The organism is Pseudomonas sp. LBUM1657 (assembly GCF_059716075.1).
In genome coordinates, this window is record NZ_CP166799.1 from 5425492 (window position 1) to 5442474 (window position 16983).

Annotated in this window: 14 protein-coding genes and 2 tRNA genes; 13 read left to right on the plus strand and 3 right to left on the minus strand. The window is 59.3% G+C overall.

Going from position 1 to position 16983, the window contains the following annotated elements:
• Positions 1-146 precede the first annotated feature (146 nt).
• From ACA055_RS25075 to ychF, 8 genes are all read left to right on the plus strand, one after another.
• Complete coding sequence (locus tag ACA055_RS25075) at positions 147-1871, plus strand: tetratricopeptide repeat protein (protein WP_497681061.1); 1725 nt, start codon at positions 147-149, stop codon at positions 1869-1871.
• A 4-nt stretch (positions 1872-1875) separates the two neighbouring features.
• Complete coding sequence (gene lolB / locus ACA055_RS25080; RefSeq protein ID WP_497681062.1) at positions 1876-2493, plus strand: lipoprotein insertase outer membrane protein LolB; 618 nt, start codon at positions 1876-1878, stop codon at positions 2491-2493.
• 2 nt (positions 2494-2495) lie between these two features.
• Positions 2496-3347 (plus strand): 4-(cytidine 5'-diphospho)-2-C-methyl-D-erythritol kinase, encoded by an 852-nt coding sequence (gene ispE / locus ACA055_RS25085; RefSeq protein ID WP_497684485.1) that lies wholly within the window; start codon positions 2496-2498, stop codon positions 3345-3347.
• A gap of 36 nt (positions 3348-3383) precedes the next feature.
• Positions 3384-3458: transfer RNA gene (locus ACA055_RS25090), tRNA-Gln, on the plus strand.
• Between the two features lie 47 nt (positions 3459-3505).
• Positions 3506-4447 (plus strand): ribose-phosphate pyrophosphokinase, encoded by a 942-nt coding sequence (locus tag ACA055_RS25095; protein WP_003208392.1) that lies wholly within the window; start codon positions 3506-3508, stop codon positions 4445-4447.
• A 143-nt stretch (positions 4448-4590) separates the two neighbouring features.
• Entirely contained in the window at positions 4591-5196 is a 606-nt protein-coding gene (locus tag ACA055_RS25100) for a 50S ribosomal protein L25/general stress protein Ctc (protein WP_497681063.1), read from the plus strand.
• A 169-nt stretch (positions 5197-5365) separates the two neighbouring features.
• A complete protein-coding gene (gene pth / locus ACA055_RS25105; protein ID WP_008153430.1) occupies positions 5366-5950 on the plus strand; it encodes an aminoacyl-tRNA hydrolase in 585 nt (194 codons plus the stop codon).
• Between the two features lie 22 nt (positions 5951-5972).
• Positions 5973-7073, plus strand: coding sequence for a redox-regulated ATPase YchF (gene ychF, locus ACA055_RS25110; RefSeq protein WP_134419017.1), 1101 nt, complete (start codon positions 5973-5975; stop codon positions 7071-7073).
• A gap of 199 nt (positions 7074-7272) precedes the next feature.
• On the opposite strand, the gene ACA055_RS25115 is transcribed toward ychF, so the two are convergent.
• Entirely contained in the window at positions 7273-8490 is a 1218-nt protein-coding gene (locus ACA055_RS25115) for an MFS transporter (protein ID WP_497681064.1), read from the minus strand.
• 332 nt (positions 8491-8822) lie between these two features.
• Between ACA055_RS25115 and ACA055_RS25120 the strand changes: the two genes are divergently transcribed.
• Both ACA055_RS25120 and ACA055_RS25125 read left to right on the plus strand, forming a co-directional pair.
• On the plus strand, positions 8823-10880 hold the full coding sequence (locus ACA055_RS25120; protein ID WP_497681065.1) for a methyl-accepting chemotaxis protein: 2058 nt from the start codon (positions 8823-8825) through the stop codon (positions 10878-10880).
• A 116-nt stretch (positions 10881-10996) separates the two neighbouring features.
• A tRNA-Met gene (locus tag ACA055_RS25125) sits at positions 10997-11073 on the plus strand.
• A gap of 88 nt (positions 11074-11161) precedes the next feature.
• On the opposite strand, the gene ACA055_RS25130 is transcribed toward ACA055_RS25125, so the two are convergent.
• Positions 11162-12271, minus strand: coding sequence for a DUF2817 domain-containing protein (locus tag ACA055_RS25130; protein ID WP_497681066.1), 1110 nt, complete (start codon positions 12269-12271; stop codon positions 11162-11164).
• Positions 12272-12434: 163 nt separating this feature from the next.
• Here ACA055_RS25130 and ggt point away from each other — a divergent pair, with 163 nt between their 5' ends.
• Positions 12435-14267 (plus strand): gamma-glutamyltransferase, encoded by a 1833-nt coding sequence (ggt, locus tag ACA055_RS25135; RefSeq protein ID WP_497681067.1) that lies wholly within the window; start codon positions 12435-12437, stop codon positions 14265-14267.
• A 102-nt stretch (positions 14268-14369) separates the two neighbouring features.
• Here ggt and ddlA read toward each other — a convergent pair whose 3' ends face one another.
• On the minus strand, positions 14370-15464 hold the full coding sequence (gene ddlA / locus ACA055_RS25140) for a D-alanine--D-alanine ligase (RefSeq protein ID WP_497681068.1): 1095 nt from the start codon (positions 15462-15464) through the stop codon (positions 14370-14372).
• A gap of 151 nt (positions 15465-15615) precedes the next feature.
• On the opposite strand from ddlA, the gene ACA055_RS25145 reads away from it, so the two are divergent.
• Positions 15616-16425, plus strand: coding sequence for an AraC family transcriptional regulator (locus ACA055_RS25145; protein WP_497681069.1), 810 nt, complete (start codon positions 15616-15618; stop codon positions 16423-16425).
• A gap of 76 nt (positions 16426-16501) precedes the next feature.
• A complete protein-coding gene (locus tag ACA055_RS25150; RefSeq protein WP_497681070.1) occupies positions 16502-16870 on the plus strand; it encodes a cupin domain-containing protein in 369 nt (122 codons plus the stop codon).
• Positions 16871-16983 lie beyond the last annotated feature (113 nt).

Below are 16983 nucleotides of genomic sequence, written 5' to 3' on the forward strand. Positions count from 1 at the left end.
TCCTACTTCGCCGGGGCCAGAACAACTACCGCTGACTATTGTCACAATTGCCTGCCCCTATAAAGGCATCAATTGAGACTCGGTTATGTTTGGCCGAAGGCTTGTGTCATGATGATCCGACCGCAGGTTAGTCGTCCTCTTCCTATATGAATAGATCTTCCGCGTTGCTCCTCGCATTTGTCTTCCTCAGCGGCTGCCAGGCATTGGCACCCGTTTCGTCGGACGGTACGCCGCCGGTCGAAGACAGCACCCCGGCCCCAGAAAAGCCCAAGGTTTACAGCTCGTTCAGTGAAGAAACCGTCTTCAGCCTGCTGAGCGCAGAACTGGCTGGCCAGCGCAATCGTTTCGACATTGCCCTGGACAACTATGTGACCCAGGCCATCAACACACAGGATCCGGGCATCTCCGAGCGGGCATTCCGTATCGCCGAATATCTGGGCGCCGATCAGGCCGCCCTGGATACCGCGCTGATCTGGGCCAAAAACGCCCCGGACGACCTCGAGGCGCAACGGGCTGCGGCCGTGCAATTGGCGCGCGCCGGGCGGTATGACGACTCCATGGTCTATATGGAGAAAGTCCTGCAAGGCAAGGGCGACACGCATTTCGACTTCCTCGCCCTGTCTGCGGCCGACACCGACCAGGACACCCGCAACGGCCTGATGAAAAGTTTTGACCGTTTGCTGCAGCGCCATCCGAACAACAGCCAACTGATTTTCGGCAAGGCCTTGTTGCTGCAACAGGACGGCGACGCCAAAGGCGCGTTGACCCTGCTGGAAGACAATCCGCCGGACGAAGGCGAAATCGCGCCGATCCTCTTGCGCGCACGCCTGCTGCAAGGGCTCAACCGTGGCGATGAAGCCCTGCCGCTGCTGCAAAAAAACATCAAGAAGTACCCGGACGACAAACGCCTGCGCCTGACCTACGCGCGCATGTTGGTTGAACAGGACCGCATGGACGACGCAAAAGTCGAGTTCTCAAGCCTGGTTCAACAGTATCCAGAAGACGACGAACTGCGTTATTCCCTGGCGCTGGTGTGTCTGGAAGCCAAGGCCTGGGACGAGGCCAAGGGTTACCTGGAAGACTTGATCGCGCGGGAAAGCCATGTCGATTCGGCGCACCTGAACCTCGGTCGTATCGCTGAAGAGCGCAACGACCCCCAAGGCGCGCTGATCGAGTACGGCCAGGTCGGTGCGGGTAACGATTACCTGCCAGCGCAATTGCGTCAGGCCGATATCCTGATGAACAACGGCAAGACCGCCGAAGCCCAAAGTCGTCTGGCGGCAGAGCGCGAAGAACAGCCCGATTATGCGATTCAGTTGTATTTGATCGAAGCCGAAACCCTGTCCGCCAACAAGCAGGGCGACAAGGCCTGGAAAGTATTGCAGCAAGCCTTGCAGCAATACCCGGACGATCTGAATCTGCTGTACACCCGCGCCATGCAGGCAGAAAAACGCAATGACCTGGCGCAAATGGAAAAAGACCTGCGGCTGATCATCAAGCGCGACCCGGACAATGCAATGGCGTTGAACGCTCTCGGTTACACCCTGTCCGACCGCACAACGCGTTACGTCGAAGCCAAGGCCCTGATCGAACAGGCGCACCAGATCAATCCGGAAGACCCGGCGGTACTCGACAGCCTCGGCTGGGTGCACTTCCGCCTGGGTAATCTCGACGAGGCCGAACGTTACTTGCGTCAAGCCCTGGAGCGCTTCCCCGACCAGGAAGTCGCCGCTCACCTCGGTGAAGTCCTGTGGGCCAATGGCAAGCAACGGGAAGCCAAGCAAATCTGGAGCAAGTTCCTCAAGGAACAGCCCGACAGCCCAATCCTGCGCAGCACCATCAAGCGCCTGACCGGATCAGAGACTCTTTAAGATTATGTTTTTGCGCCACTTCATCGTGTTCACTTTCATCGCCCTGCTCGCCGGATGCGCAGGCTTCGGCGCCCGCGAAACGGTCCAGGGTCAAGGCAACCCGGCCCAATGGCGCGAGTACAAACAGCAACTGACCGGCCTCGACGGCTGGCAGATCAACGGCAAAATCGGCATTCGCGCACCAAAAGACTCGGGCAGCGGCACGCTGTTCTGGCTGCAGCGACAGGACTACTACGACATCCGCCTCTCCGGTCCGCTGGGGCGCGGCGCTGCGCGCTTGACGGGGCGCCCGGGCAAGGTCTCGCTGGAAGTCGCCAACCAGGGTCGCTATGAAGCGCCCACTCCGGAAGCGCTGGTAGAAGAGCAGCTCGGCTGGAAACTACCAGTGTCCAATCTGGCCTGGTGGGTTCGTGGGCTCCCGGCCCCGGACAGCAAAAGCCACCTGACACTGGATGCCGACAGCCGCCTGGCCAACCTGGAACAGGATGGCTGGCAGGTCGAATATCTGAGTTACGCCGAACAAGGCGGCTTCTGGTTGCCCGAGCGGATCAAACTGCACGGCACCGACCTTGACGTCACGCTGGTGATCAAGGAATGGCAACCACGCAAACTGGGGCAGTGAATATGACGGCTCCTCGTTTGACGCTGCCCTCCCCGGCCAAACTCAATTTGATGTTGCACATCCTCGGTCGCCGTGAAGACGGTTACCACGAGTTGCAGACGATTTTTCAGTTTCTCGATTACGGTGACGAAATCACCTTTGCCGTGCGCGACGATGGCGTGATCAAACTGCACACCGAATTCGACGGCGTACCGCACGACAGCAATCTGATCGTCAGGGCTGCAAAAAAACTTCAGGAGCAATCCGGTTGCTCCCTCGGGATCGATATCTGGATCGAAAAAATTCTGCCCATGGGCGGCGGAATCGGTGGCGGCAGCTCAAATGCCGCGACGACTTTGCTCGGACTGAATCATCTCTGGCAAGTGGGTTGGGATGAAGATCGCCTGGCCGCGCTAGGCCTGACGCTGGGCGCCGACGTCCCGGTTTTCGTGCGTGGGCACGCGGCTTTTGCCGAGGGCGTGGGGGAGAAACTTACCCCCGTAGACCCCGAAGAACCGTGGTATGTCGTGCTTGTGCCGCAAGTCTCTGTAAGTACAGCAGAAATTTTTTCAGATCCGTTGTTGACACGTAACTCTTCTCCCATTAAAGTGCGCCCCGTTCCCAAGGGAAACAGTCGAAATGACTGCTTACCGGTAGTAGCAAGGCGTTACCCGGATGTACGTAACGCATTGAATTTGTTAGGTAAATTTACCGAAGCAAAACTCACCGGAACTGGAAGTTGTGTGTTTGGGGGCTTCCCAAGCAAAGCTGAAGCTGATAAAGTCTCGGCCCTTCTTACAGAGACCCTTACAGGGTTTGTAGCAAAAGGAAGCAACGTTTCGATGTTGCATCGCAAGCTGCAAAGTCTGCTCTAAAGGAACCGAGTACTGGGTACTCGTTGCAACAGATACAGGGGCGTCGCCAAGCGGTAAGGCAGCAGGTTTTGATCCTGCCATGCGTTGGTTCGAATCCAGCCGCCCCTGCCATTTTCCTATACTCATCCAGGTATACCCTCAGCCTTCAGGTACTGCGCGTGTCCAAGATGATGGTCTTTACGGGGAACGCTAACCCCGATCTGGCTCGGCGTGTTGTACGTCAGCTGCATATCCCTCTCGGTGACATCTCTGTCGGTAAGTTCTCCGACGGCGAAATTACTGCCGAGATCAATGAAAACGTCCGCGGTAAAGATGTCTTCATTATTCAGCCGACTTGCGCTCCGACCAACGATAACCTGATGGAACTGGTAGTGATGGCTGATGCCTTCCGCCGCTCCTCGGCTACTCGTATCACTGCTGTTATTCCTTACTTTGGTTATGCCCGTCAGGATCGCCGTCCGCGTTCCGCACGTGTGGCTATCAGCGCGAAAGTCGTTGCTGACATGCTTACCGTAGTCGGCATCGACCGTGTTCTCACGGTTGATCTGCATGCTGACCAGATCCAGGGCTTCTTCGATATTCCGGTAGATAACATCTACGGCTCCCCGGTTCTGGTGGATGACATTGAAGATCAGCGCTTCGAAAACCTGATGATCGTGTCCCCGGACATTGGCGGCGTCGTGCGTGCACGTGCTGTTGCCAAATCCCTGGGCGTGGATCTCGGGATCATCGACAAACGCCGTGAGAAAGCCAATCACTCTGAAGTGATGCATATCATCGGTGATGTCGAAGGGCGTACCTGTATTCTGGTCGATGACATGGTCGATACCGCCGGCACGCTGTGCCATGCGGCGAAGGCCTTGAAAGAGCATGGCGCTGCCAAGGTTTTCGCCTACTGCACACACCCTGTGCTGTCCGGTCGGGCGATCGAAAACATCGAAAATTCCATGCTGGACGAACTGGTGGTGACTAACACCATCCCGTTGTCCGCTGCTGCTCAAGCCTGCTCGCGTATCCGTCAACTGGATATCGCGCCGGTAGTTGCCGAGGCGGTCCGCCGCATCAGCAATGAAGAATCGATCAGCGCGATGTTCCGTTAAGGGCCCTGCCCTTTCCATTACATCGTCGTTGACGAAAAGCGCCCCGCCCCGGCATTCCTGTCGGGGCGGGGCTTTTTTGCCCATATCGCCTTTAGCGCTGGTCGCAAACGCTGGGGCGAATGTGGTTATTTTGGAGATACAACATGAACGATTTTACTCTGAATGCTGAAGTGCGTTCCGACCTGGGGAAAGGTGCGAGCCGCCGCCTGCGTCGTCTCGCAAGCCTGGTACCAGCTGTAGTTTACGGTGGCGAAAAAGCCCCTGAATCCATCAGCATGCTGGCTAAAGAAGTTGCCAAACTGCTCGAAAACGAAGCGGCTTACAGCCACATCATCGAGCTGAACGTTGGCGGCACCAAGCAAAACGTAATCATCAAGGCTCTGCAGCGTCACCCGGCCAAAGGCCACGTGATGCACGCTGACTTCGTACGCGTTGTAGCTGGCCAGAAACTGACCGCTATCGTGCCTGTACACTTTGTTGGTGAAGAAGCTCCGATCAAGAAAGGCGGCGAAGTTTCGCACGTTGTTTCGGAAATCGAAGTGACCTGCCTGCCAAAAGACCTGCCTGAATTCATCGAAGTTGACTTGGCTAACGCCGAAATCGGCTCGATCATTCACTTGTCCGACCTCAAAGCCCCTAAAGGCGTTGAGTTTGTTGCTCTGGCACACGGTGATGACAAGGCTGTTGCCAACGTCCACGCTCCACGTGTTGCTCCAGAAGCTACTACTGAAGAAGGCGCAGCAGAGTAATTTCACTCTGTTCGCCGGAGTGACCGGAAACATCGCGGACTAGAGCGTAGCGAGAAAGCGGGCGAGAACGCGGAGTTTACATAATGGTAAATGAGCACTTGTCGTCCACTTTCGCCGCACTCCCTGATCGCGGCGATGTTATCCACCACTCCAAGGAAGGGCCCCTATCGTGACTGCCATCAAACTGATCGTTGGCCTGGGAAATCCAGGCGCTGAATACGAACAGACCCGGCATAACGCAGGGGCCCTTTTTGTTGAGCGCATCGCGAACGCACAGGGTGTGAACCTTGTAGCCGATCGCAAATATTTCGGCCTGACCGGGCGCTATTCGCATCAGGGTCAGGATGTTCGTCTGCTGATTCCCACCACGTACATGAACCGCAGCGGCCAGGCCGTAGCGGCACTTGCCGGCTTCTTTCGCATAACGCCGGAAGAAATCCTGGTGGCGCATGACGAACTCGACCTGCCACCCGGCGTTGCCAAGCTCAAACAGGGCGGCGGCCATGGCGGTCACAACGGGTTGCGCGACATCATCGCGCAACTGGGCAATCAGAATACCTTTCACCGCTTGCGGCTTGGCATTGGCCACCCGGGCGTTGCCAGTATGGTTTCAAATTTCGTCCTGGGTCGTGCGCCACGCGCCGAACAGGAAAAACTCGATGCCAGCATCGACTTTGCCCTCGGCGTGCTGCCGGATATCCTCGCCGGTGAATGGAACCGCGCGATGAAAAACCTGCACAGCCAGAAGGCCTGACTCACTCCTCGGGGAAAACACCATGGGATTCAATTGCGGCATCGTCGGCCTGCCTAACGTCGGTAAATCCACCCTGTTCAACGCCCTGACCAAATCCGGGATCGCGGCCGAGAACTTCCCCTTCTGCACCATCGAACCGAACACCGGTATCGTGCCGATGCCGGATAGCCGTCTGGAAGCCTTGGCGGCCATCGTCAATCCCAAGCGCATCCTGCCGACCACCATGGAATTCGTCGACATCGCAGGCCTGGTTGCCGGCGCGTCGAAAGGTGAAGGCCTGGGCAACAAGTTCCTCGCCAACATCCGTGAAACCGATGCCATCGCGCACGTGGTCCGCTGCTTCGAAGACGAGAACGTGATTCACGTCTCCAACAGCGTCGACCCGAAACGCGACATCGAGATCATCGACCTGGAGCTGATCTTCGCCGACCTCGACAGCTGCGAAAAGCAACTGCAGAAAGTCGCCCGTAACGCCAAGGGCGGTGACAAGGACGCCGTGGTCCAGAAAGGCCTGCTGGAGCAATTGATCGCTCACTTCACCCTCGGCAAGCCTGCGCGCACCCTGATGAAGACCATGGGGGCCGACGATAAAGCGGTGATTCGTGGTTTCCACCTGCTGACCACCAAGCCGGTCATGTACATCGCCAACGTTGCCGAAGACGGTTTCGAGAACAACCCGCTGCTGGACATCGTCAAAGCCATCGCCGAAGAAGAAGGCGCCATGGTGGTTCCGGTCTGCAACAAGATCGAAGCCGAAATCGCCGAGCTGGATGACGGTGAAGAGAAAGACATGTTCCTCGAAGCCCTGGGCCTCGAAGAGCCTGGCCTGAACCGCGTGATCCGCGCCGGCTACGAAATGCTGCACCTGCAGACTTACTTCACCGCTGGCGTCGAAGAAGTCCGCGCCTGGACCGTCCGCGTCGGTGCTACCGCACCACAAGCCGCTGGCGTGATCCACACCGACTTCGAAAAAGGCTTCATCCGCGCCGAAGTCATCGCTTATGACGACTTCATCCAATACAAGGGCGAAGCCGGCACCAAAGAAGCCGGTAAATGGCGTCTGGAAGGCAAGGATTACATCGTTAAAGACGGCGACGTAATGCACTTCCGCTTCAACGTCTAACTTTATTCAGAACTAAGCACCCGCCCAAGAAAAAGCCGCGCTCATGCGCGGCTTTTTTGTGCCTGAAATAAGTCACCTGCCACACCATCGATTAACTGTGGGAGCGGGCTTGCTCGCGAAGAGGAAGTGTCAGTCGAAATCAATGCAGCTGACACACCGCCTCGCGAGCAGGCCCCACACACATTCGGCTTGTGTCGGGTCAGGCCTTTTTGGTTCTGGGCAGGAAGATCGCCAGTACGCCAAGCAACGGCAGGAACGAGCATAAAAAGTACACGTACTCGATGCCGTGCACATCCGCCAGATACCCCAGCAGCGCCGCGCCAATCCCGCCAAAACCGAACATCAGCCCGAAAAACACCCCGGCAATCATCCCGACATTGCCCGGCACCAGTTCCTGGGCATACACAACGATGGCCGAAAATGCCGAGGCGAGGATGAAGCCGATCACGACACTCAGGATGCTGGTCCAGAACAGGTCGACGTGGGGCAGGATCAATGTGAACGGGGCAACGCCTAGGATCGAGAACCAGATCACTGCCTTACGCCCGATCTTGTCGCCGATCGGCCCGCCGAAGAAAGTCCCCGCCGCTACCGCGCCAAGAAACAGGAACAGGTGCAGCTGTGAGCTGGCCACCGACAGGTCGAATTTCTCGATCAGGTAAAAGGTGAAATAACTGGTGAAGCTGGCCATGTAGAAATACTTGGAGAACACCAGCAATCCAAGCACAACCAAGGCACTGATCACTCGGTTTTTCGACAAGCCGTGCGTCGCCGCCTGGCCTTGCTTGAGCTTGAACAGGCTCAGGTGATTGGCGTACCAGCGGCTGATTCGATAGAGCACGAACAGCGCAAACACGGCGAACAACCCGAACCACGCTACATGCCCTTGGCCGAAAGGAATGATGATCGCCGCCGCCAGCAGCGGACCGAAGGCCGAACCCGCATTGCCGCCGACCTGAAAGGTCGATTGCGCGAGGCCGAAACGCCCGCCTGAAGCCAGTCGCGCCACACGAGAGGCTTCCGGGTGAAAGGTCGAGGAGCCGATGCCGATCAATCCCGCCGCCAGCAGAATCAATGGGAATGTGCCGACCACCGACATCATCAGAATGCCGATCAGCGTGCAGACCGTCCCGGCCGGTAGCAGCCACGGTTTGGGATGGCGATCGGTGTGGTAGCCGACCCACGGCTGCAACAGCGAGGCCGTCAGCTGAAACGTCAGCGTGATCAATCCAACCTGAGTGAAGGTCAGGCCATAGTTGGCCTTGAGCATCGGATAAATCGACGGCAGCACTGACTGAATCAGGTCGTTGATCAAATGCGCCAGCGCCACCGCGCCGATGATGCGCATGACCAGAGGGCTGCTTTGTGAAGTAGCGGGCGCCGATGTAGCGGCGGACTGAACGTTGCTGATAGCCATGGAAATTTCCGTACAGCAGATGGGTGCGCACAGGCAGGTGCGCCAATGTGCCATTTTTCAGTGCAGCAGCGCCATCCCCTTAGCCTGCTAACGAACTCGACGCCCATCGCTGAATAGGTGATAGCGCAACGCCATGGTCTGAATCTTGCCTTACTAATCCCCTTCAACGCGGCCCCTTACAAAGGGGACCGAGAATGGGAAGTTTCGCCACAGAGTCGGCCTACAGAGCTGACGAGGGTGAACTTTCGAGGCCTATTAAAAGGGCACAAGTCGTGGTCGCAAGGACCTCGACGCACGCCAATGGTGCGTGGTGTCCAGAGGAGTCATGGGGCATGCAGGCTTTTTTATCACCGGGGATCGGATTGCTGGGGCGTTTTGGCTTCGCACGTAAATTTCAGCTGCTGTTTCTGCTGTTTATCCTGCCGCTGGCGGGCAGCCTGTTAATGATCGGGCAGGATTATCGCGACAAACTGAACCTGATCTCCGGCGAACGCGCTGGCGTTCGCCAATTGCTCGCCCTCGACGCGCTCGATAACTTGCTCGCCGCCCAGCGTGACCGCGCGGCTCGCTGGCGTGCCACGGAAACCAATCGCCAGCCGACGCCCGCGACCCTCGCGGCGATGGCCGCGTTTGATGCGGTCCAGCCGGCCGTCGCGCAAGCCACTTCGGACCTCGGCAATGCACTGCAAACCGAAGGTGCCGAGGGTGAAACCCTGGCCCGTTATCAGGCACTGCAAACAGCCCTCAACGGCCTCGACTCGAAAAGCCTGAGCAGCGTCGGCTGGTGGCCGGACGGTTACGATCGTTTCACCAACGCCTTGAGTGCGCTGCAAGCCTTGCGCGAGCAGATCGCCATGGATAATCGCCTGACGCTTGCACCCTGGCTGGAAACCTATCTGCTGACGCAGATTTCCACGCAGCACGCACCCGACTTGATCGAACGGGTCGGCCGTCTGGCCAGCGTCGGCCAGGCGTCGGTGGTGTCCGGGCAGTTCACCCTGCAAAGTCGTCTGCAATTGCGCGACCTGCGCAGCCGAATCGGTGATGCCCGCGAGCAACTCGTAAAAACCGCCAGTCTGCTGGAGGCGCGTCTACCCAGCGCGTTGCAAGCCTGGGCCGGGCAATACCATGACAGCCTCAAGCACCTCGACGCCGAGCTGAAAGTCCTCGACGACGGCGTGTTCGGCGGCAGCATCAAGCTCAAGCCGGAAGAGTTCGAACGCAGTCTCGACGCCCTGCTTACCGATCTCGCCTCGCTGCGTCAGCAGTCGTTGATGTCGCTGGATCAGCGCCTGGATTACTACCACGGCTCGGCGATCCGTCAGTTCATACTGGTGGCGACGATCTTCGGCTGCCTGCTATTGGCCGCGCTGTACCTGTTCATTTGTTTGCAGGCCTCGATCCGTCGTAGCGCCAGCGGCATCACCCTGCTGGCCGAAGCGTTGCGCGATGGCAATCTGAGCCTGCAAGTCCCCGTGCAGGGCCGCGACGAATTGGCAGCCATCAGCACTGCCCTTAACGTCGCCGTGGTGCAACTGCGCAATAGTCTGCTGGGGGTTGATCACGAAACCCTGCAACTGAGCAACGCGGTGCGCACTCTGAACCATCATTCCAGCGGCGCCCTTGGGGAAGTCGAAGCCCAGCAATTGCAGATCAGCCAGATCGCCGCTGCCGCCACGCAATTGGCCGCAACCTCTCAAGGTGTTGCCCAGAGCTGCGAACAAGCCTCCGGCAGCGCTCAGCACACCCAGCGTATCGCCGCCGACAGTAGCCGCGACAGCGTGCGCACAACGGCGAGCATTCAACAGCTCAATCAGCGTTTGAACGACACCGCCGCGGCACTGGGACGGGTCAGCGAACAAGGGCAGCAGATTCAATTGGTGGTGGACACCATTCGCGGCGTTGCCGAACAGACCAACCTGTTGGCGCTCAATGCCGCCATCGAGGCCGCACGCGCAGGTGAGCAAGGTCGCGGATTTGCCGTGGTGGCCGATGAAGTGCGCAGTCTCTCGCAACGCACCCAGTCCTCTACCGCGCAGATTGCCGGCACGGTCGACAGCCTGCGCAACACGGTGAACGAAGCCGTGAGCCTGATGGAAGCGGCCTGCGACCAGGCTCAATCCGATGCGCAAGCTGTCACCGGTCTGGGCGAACGCCTGGGTGAGATCGCCAGCGCCGTGCAGAGCGTCACCGACACCCTGGCGCAGATCGCTACCGCGGTCGACGAACAAGCGACCACCGCCGATGAGGTCAGCGGCAACATCCAGCAAGTCGATCAGGCGGCGGTACGCTTGCTTGAAGGCGCGCGAGCGGTGAACCTTGCAGCAGACACCTTGAGCCAGGGCAGCAAGGCCTTGAGTGCCAATACCGGGAGATTTCAGCTCAGTTGACGCCCTCCCCCTGCCCGGTTTTTCGGGTCAGGTGGATAAGCGGTTGAAAGCGTAGAGAAATATTTTAGATTTACGCTTGACACATCTCTGTTACGAGCCAATAATGCGCGCCACTTGGCTACATAGCTCAGTTGGTTAGAGCATAGCATTCATAATGCTGGGGTCCGGGGTTCAAGTCCCTGTGTAGCCACCAAGTACTAAAAACGGCTTACCGAAAGGTAGGCCGTTTTTTTATGCCTCGAGAAAAGTGCCTCCAGACCACCGCGCCAGCGTAGGTCGCGTCAGGCGCGAATCGCCGGCAACGCGGACAACGCCCGTTCCCAGATCTGCCACGTACGCAGCCAGACCATCGCCTGCCAATCGCTGTCGGCGGGATAGAACTGCTCAAGCAGATTCAGTTTGATCCCGCGCCCCACGCTGTCGCTCAGATTGCCGTACAGGTGCAGCCAGTGATCGTCGCGCAGATGACGATGAACGTCCGCTCCCGGATAAGTCCCGCACTCGATCACAAACGGCATCACCCGCACCTGCGGCAGCGCATTGATCAACGCCTGGGAGGTGTAGCCGGTGGCGGTAGCGGCAACACCGGTTTCGCTCAGCGTGTCGGTGCCGGTGTGCAAGGTGTAGAGCCACGGACCGTAAATGCCCTGCGCCTCTTTCAACGCCGGATAGGCCGCCTCGGTGATGGTCAGCAACATCGGATGACCGTACTCGCCGGCGCCCGTGTGCAAGTCGAAAAAAAGGGCGACGTCGGCGTGGGCGACGTGCTTCTCAATGATCTGGTGCAGCGTGCGGTTCGACCAACTCGGTGCCAGCCCGCCATAAAACAGCCCATCGGGATGACTGTGCTGGCCGCCCTCGACAATCGACATCACCGCCGGCCAGCCGTGTTCCCGAATCTGCTCGTCGAGCAAGGCATCGGCACGATCACGCTCGGGGCCTTGCAGCTCGGTGCAGGCATAAATGTCATGCAGCGCGACATAGGCCTGATTGTCCGGCAGCGGACGGTCGAAGTTCAGGTGATTGCGGTTCAGGTCGATGTTGTCTTCGTTGACCCGGCGCAACCACGCCGTGCCCCAGGGATTGATCAGGTGGATCATCACCACCGCGACATCGGCCGGCAGTGAACGCTTGCCCAACTCCTGCAACCATTTGATCTGGCATCCCGAGCCGTAGAAGCCTTCGACCCCGTGCGTGCCGCTCAGCGCAATCAGCAAGCGCTTGGCGCCCGGATCACCCAACACCGCCACATCGGTGATCAAAGGCTCGCCGAACGGCCCTTTGAGTGGATGTGGGTACTCGGTCAGCGTCGCGCCGGCCGCGGTCGCTACCGCCAGAAATTGTTCACGCTGGCTGCGGTAACTCGGCTGGGTGGGGAACTCGGTCTGCATGTCTGCCTCACGTTGATCTTCTGGCCAGTCTGTTGCCCTCGACCCTACAGAAAATACCTCGGTTCATGAAGGACGAAAACGCCTTTGCGGTGGGCGTGGTTTGCGTCACTTCCTGTCGGTCGATAAAGTCCCAAGAACTTTTCCAACGGACGGAGTACCCCGCGTGTTCTCAGCCTTCCACTTTAGCCGCTATCGCCGGTCAGCCCTTTCGCTGATTGCCACCGCTTTAACCCTCGCGGCCTGCAGCGCTCCGCCCTCTTCGACTTTACCGGTCGCGCCAGAAGCCGCCTCGGGTTACCGCACCGACCTGCGCACTCAGCACGCCACGAAACACATGGCGGCCGCGGCCAATCCGCTGGCAGCCGAGGCCGGCCGGGACATGCTGCGTCAGGGGGGCTCGGCGATCGATGCCGCGATTGCGATGCAGGCCGTGCTGACCCTGGTCGAGCCGCAATCCTCGGGCATCGGTGGCGGTGCGTTTATCGTGCTCTGGGATGGCAAGGCTGTGCGCACCTACGATGGTCGCGAAACCGCACCGGCTGGCGCCACCGAGAAACTTTTCCTGCGGGCGGACGGCACACAAATGTCGTTCACCCAGGCACAAATCGGCGGTCGCTCGGTGGGGACGCCGGGCGTGCTGCGAGCCCTTGAACTCGCCCATCAAAAACACGGTCGCCTGCCATGGGCGCAGCTGTTTGAACCGGCCATCAAACTCGCGGAGCAAGGTTTCGCCATCTCGCCACGCCTGCATCGGTTGATCGCCTCGGACTCATCCGTGCAGCGCTCACCGGAGATGGCAGCCTACTTCCTGAATGCCGATGGCAGCGCGAAGGCCGCCGGCACGCCGCTGAAAAACCCGGCACTGGCTGCCGCGTTAAAACGCATCGCCAAAGAAGGGCCGGATGCGTTGTACCAGGGCCCCATTGCTCAAGAGATCGTCGCCAAGGTTCAGGGCCATGCCAACCCCGGCAGCTTGTCGCTGAACGACCTCAAAGGTTACAGCGCCAAGGAGCGCGCACCGCTGTGCACCGACTACAAACGCTGGCAGGTGTGCGGCATGCCGCCACCGTCTTCAGGCGGGATCGCCGTGGCGCAAATCCTCGGCACCTTGCAGGCCCTGGAAACCCGCGATGCGCGTTTTGCCCTGGCACCCCTCAAACCGCTCAAGACCAACAAACCAGCGGGCATCGAACCCGCCCCTGAAGCCGTGCATCTGATCTCTGAAGCCGAACGCCTGGCCTACGCCGACCGCGCGCTGTACCTGGCCGATATAGACTTCGTTCCCGTCCCCGTCAAAGGCCTGGTCGACCCGACCTATCTCGCCAGTCGTGCAGCCTTGATCGGTGATCGCAGCATGGGCATGGCCAAACCCGGCACCCCGCCGGGCATTCAGGTCGCCTATGCGCCGGACCGTTCGCCGCTGCGAATCTCCACGTCGCAAGTGGTGGCGGTCGATGACTTGGGCGGAGCGGTTTCAATGACCACCACCGTCGAAGCCGCGTTCGGCTCGCACCTGATGGTCCAGGGTTTCCTGCTCAACAATCAGATGACCGACTTCTCGTTCATCCCCGAAGAGAACGGACAAAAGGTCGCCAACCGGGTCGAACCCGGCAAACGCCCGCGCTCGTCCATGGCCCCGACGCTGATCTTCGACCGCCAGAGCGGTGAATTCCTCGCCACCATCGGCTCCCCCGGCGGCTCGCAAATCATCGAATACGTCGCCAAATCCACCATCGGCCTGCTCGACTGGAACCTCGACCCGCAAGCCGCCATCAACCTGCCCAACTTCGGCAGCCGCAACGGCCCGACGGAACTGGAACAAGGGCAGTTCAGCGCGCAGCTGATTCAGGCGCTGAAAGACAAAGGGCACGACGTGATCGAAAACGACATGACCAGCGGGACTCAGGCGATTGTCCGGGTCAAGAATGCGCAGGGGAACGCTTCGCTGGCGGGAGGCGCTGATCCTCGGCGTGAGGGGGCGGCTTTGGGGGATTGAGTCGCACGAAGGAATGAGAGAGGGCTTACCGGGAGGTAGGCCCTTTTTTATAGGTAACGAATCCTGATTCGTCACCTCAATTGCCGGTTTTTGGCAGGTAACCTAGCGAGAGATTTTCAGCGCCTGCCGCGCTTTGTGTTTCTCCAGCGCCAGCTCGATCAGGCGGCTGACCAGTTCGCTGTAAGTCATGCCGGTGGCCTGCCAGAGCTTGGGGTACATGCTGATACGGGTGAAGCCGGGCAATGAGTTGATCTCGTTGATCAACACTTCGCCGCTGTCGGTCAGGAACACATCGACTCGCGCCAGCCCGGAGCAGCCCAACACCTGGAAGGCTTCAACGGCCAAAGCACGAATGCGTTCGCTGGCCTCGACACTGATGTTAGCCGGCACCACGACTTGAGCCGCCTGATCGTCTATGTATTTGCTGTCGTAAGAATAGAACCCGCTACGCACCACGATCTCGCCGCAACCGCTGGCAATGGCGTCCTCGTTGCCGAGCACCGCGCATTCGATCTCGCGGCCGCTGACGGCCGATTCGACCAGGACTTTTTCATCGAAACCCAGGGCCAGCTCGACCGCGGCCGTATATTCGGTCGCGTCGTTCACCTTGCTCACGCCCACGGAGGAACCCTGGTTCGCCGGTTTGACGAACAGCGGCAGACCGAGTTTGTCTTTCACCTCGGCAAACCCAATGCGCGCTGCCGTGGCCCGGGTCAAGGTCACGAACGGCGTGACGGCCAACCCGGCATCGCGCAGCAGGCGCTTGCTGATGTCCTTGTCCATGCAGACGGCCGAGCCGAGCACATCGGAGCCGACAAACGGCAGATCGGCCATGCGCAGCAAACCTTGCAGGCAACCGTCTTCACCGAGGGTGCCGTGGACGATCGGGAAGATCACATCGACGTGCCCCAGCAGTTCCTGGCTCGAGGTTTCCACCAGTTGTTGACTGGCCTTGCCCGGCACCACGGCCAGTTCACGGTTGGACTGGTTGAGGGCGATCAGTGCCGGGTTTTCCTGGTTGAGCAGGAAGTTGGAGGGGTCGTTGAGGTGCCAATGGCCTTGCTTGTCGATCCCGATCAACACCGGTTCGAAGCGCGACCGATCCAGCGCGTCTACGATGTTTTTCGCCGATTGCAGCGACACTTCATGTTCAGCCGAACGGCCACCGAAAATAATGCCTACCCGCAGCTTGCTCATTCAGAACGCCTCAACGATTGGCTTCAGAGAGTGCAACACCTTGCAGCATTCGCCCGGCTTTTTCTACCAGTCGAATGGCTCTATCGGCCAGCAGACAGACAGGTGATCGCTGGGTTAACGTGCTCTGCATCGAACTCAAGACAACGACACCATGGCCAAGCACACGCCGCCCATCGACTGGTTCCACCGAGCGCCCGACGTCGGCGGGCTCCAGCGTTTCGAGGCATTTTTTGCAGGCCACGGCTACGACCTGCACCGCCACGACACGTATGCGATCGGTCATACCCTGGCCGGTGTGCAGAGTTATCAATACCGCGGCGCCTGGCGCCACAGTCTGCCGGGCACAACCATGGTGCTGCATCCGGATGAAGTCCACGATGGCGAGGCTGGCACCGACACCGGGTTCCAGTACCGAATGATGTACATCGAACCGGCGCTGATCCAGCAGATACTCGGCGGCAAGCCGCTGCCGTTTATCAAGAATGGCCTGTCGACCGATCCGCGTTTGTTCGCCGCGACCGGCGTACTGTTGCGAAGCCTCGATTACCCCCTCGATCCGATGGAAGAGCAGGATGCACTGTTCGATCTGGCGCAGGCCTTGAACAGCGTTTCTGAAGTGTCTGCCACCCTTCCGAGCGTCGACTATGTCGCTGCGGAACGCGCGCGGGAATACATCCACAGCGCCCTGGATCGCACGGTAACACTGGACGAACTGGCGCATCACAGCGGGCGGGATCGCTGGAGTCTGTCGCGGGATTTTCGCCTGCTGTTCGGCACCAGCCCTTATCGATACCTGACCATGCGCCGCCTGGACCTGGCCCGTTCGTTGCTGATTCAGGGCCAGTCGCTGGTCGGCGCCGCGTTGATCGCCGGCTTCACCGATCAGAGCCACATGACCCGGCACTTCAGCAAAACCTACGGCCTGTCGCCCGCCCGCTGGATGAAAATGCACCGCCGCTGAGCCTCGCACAATCGTACAAGAATCACGCTGATACGCTGATTATCGTGGGCCCACGACCAACCACGAGAGCGGCTTCATGAAAGCGTACGAAAGCCTGAACTTCGCTGAAAAAATCTCCCGGATCGGCCCGTTCTGGACACCGCGTGTCATCGCCGAAATGAACGACTACCAGTTCAAAGTGGTGAAACTGTTGGGGGATTTCATCTGGCACGATCACCAGGATACCGACGAAGCCTTCATCGTCCTCGAAGGGCAATTGCGCATCGATTTTCGCGATGGTCACGTGCTGGTGAATGCCGGCGAAATGTATGTGGTGTCAAAGGGTGTCGAGCACAAACCGTTCGCTGAGCAGGAAGTGAAATTGCTGCTGATCGAACCCAAGGGCGTGCTGAACACCGGCAGTGAAGGCGGCGAGCGCACTGCGCAGAATGATGTCTGGGTGTGAAAGCAGCCGGCTTACGGCGGCAATGACTAGCGGTGCCAGGTGGTTTGAAAGAACAAAAAAGATCGTCCTCTGGCACATGCCCGGACGATCTTTTTCAAGGGTTATTTGCGCGT

Bases quoted from the DNA above. Each gene is read 5' to 3' on its own strand.
- ACA055_RS25100 (WP_497681063.1), top strand. From the start codon at position 4,591: ATGAACGATTTTACTCTGAATGCTGAAGTGCGTTCCGACCTGGGGAAA.
- ACA055_RS25075 (WP_497681061.1), top strand. From the start codon at position 147: ATGAATAGATCTTCCGCGTTGCTCCTCGCATTTGTCTTCCTCAGCGGC.
- lolB (WP_497681062.1), top strand. From the start codon at position 1,876: ATGTTTTTGCGCCACTTCATCGTGTTCACTTTCATCGCCCTGCTCGCC.
- ychF (WP_134419017.1), top strand. From the start codon at position 5,973: ATGGGATTCAATTGCGGCATCGTCGGCCTGCCTAACGTCGGTAAATCC.
- ispE (WP_497684485.1), top strand. From the start codon at position 2,496: ATGACGGCTCCTCGTTTGACGCTGCCCTCCCCGGCCAAACTCAATTTG.
- ACA055_RS25145 (WP_497681069.1), top strand. From the start codon at position 15,616: ATGGCCAAGCACACGCCGCCCATCGACTGGTTCCACCGAGCGCCCGAC.
- ddlA (WP_497681068.1), bottom strand. From the start codon at position 15,464: ATGAGCAAGCTGCGGGTAGGCATTATTTTCGGTGGCCGTTCGGCTGAA.
- ACA055_RS25150 (WP_497681070.1), top strand. From the start codon at position 16,502: ATGAAAGCGTACGAAAGCCTGAACTTCGCTGAAAAAATCTCCCGGATC.
- ACA055_RS25115 (WP_497681064.1), bottom strand. From the start codon at position 8,490: ATGGCTATCAGCAACGTTCAGTCCGCCGCTACATCGGCGCCCGCTACT.
- ACA055_RS25130 (WP_497681066.1), bottom strand. From the start codon at position 12,271: ATGCAGACCGAGTTCCCCACCCAGCCGAGTTACCGCAGCCAGCGTGAA.
- ACA055_RS25120 (WP_497681065.1), top strand. From the start codon at position 8,823: ATGCAGGCTTTTTTATCACCGGGGATCGGATTGCTGGGGCGTTTTGGC.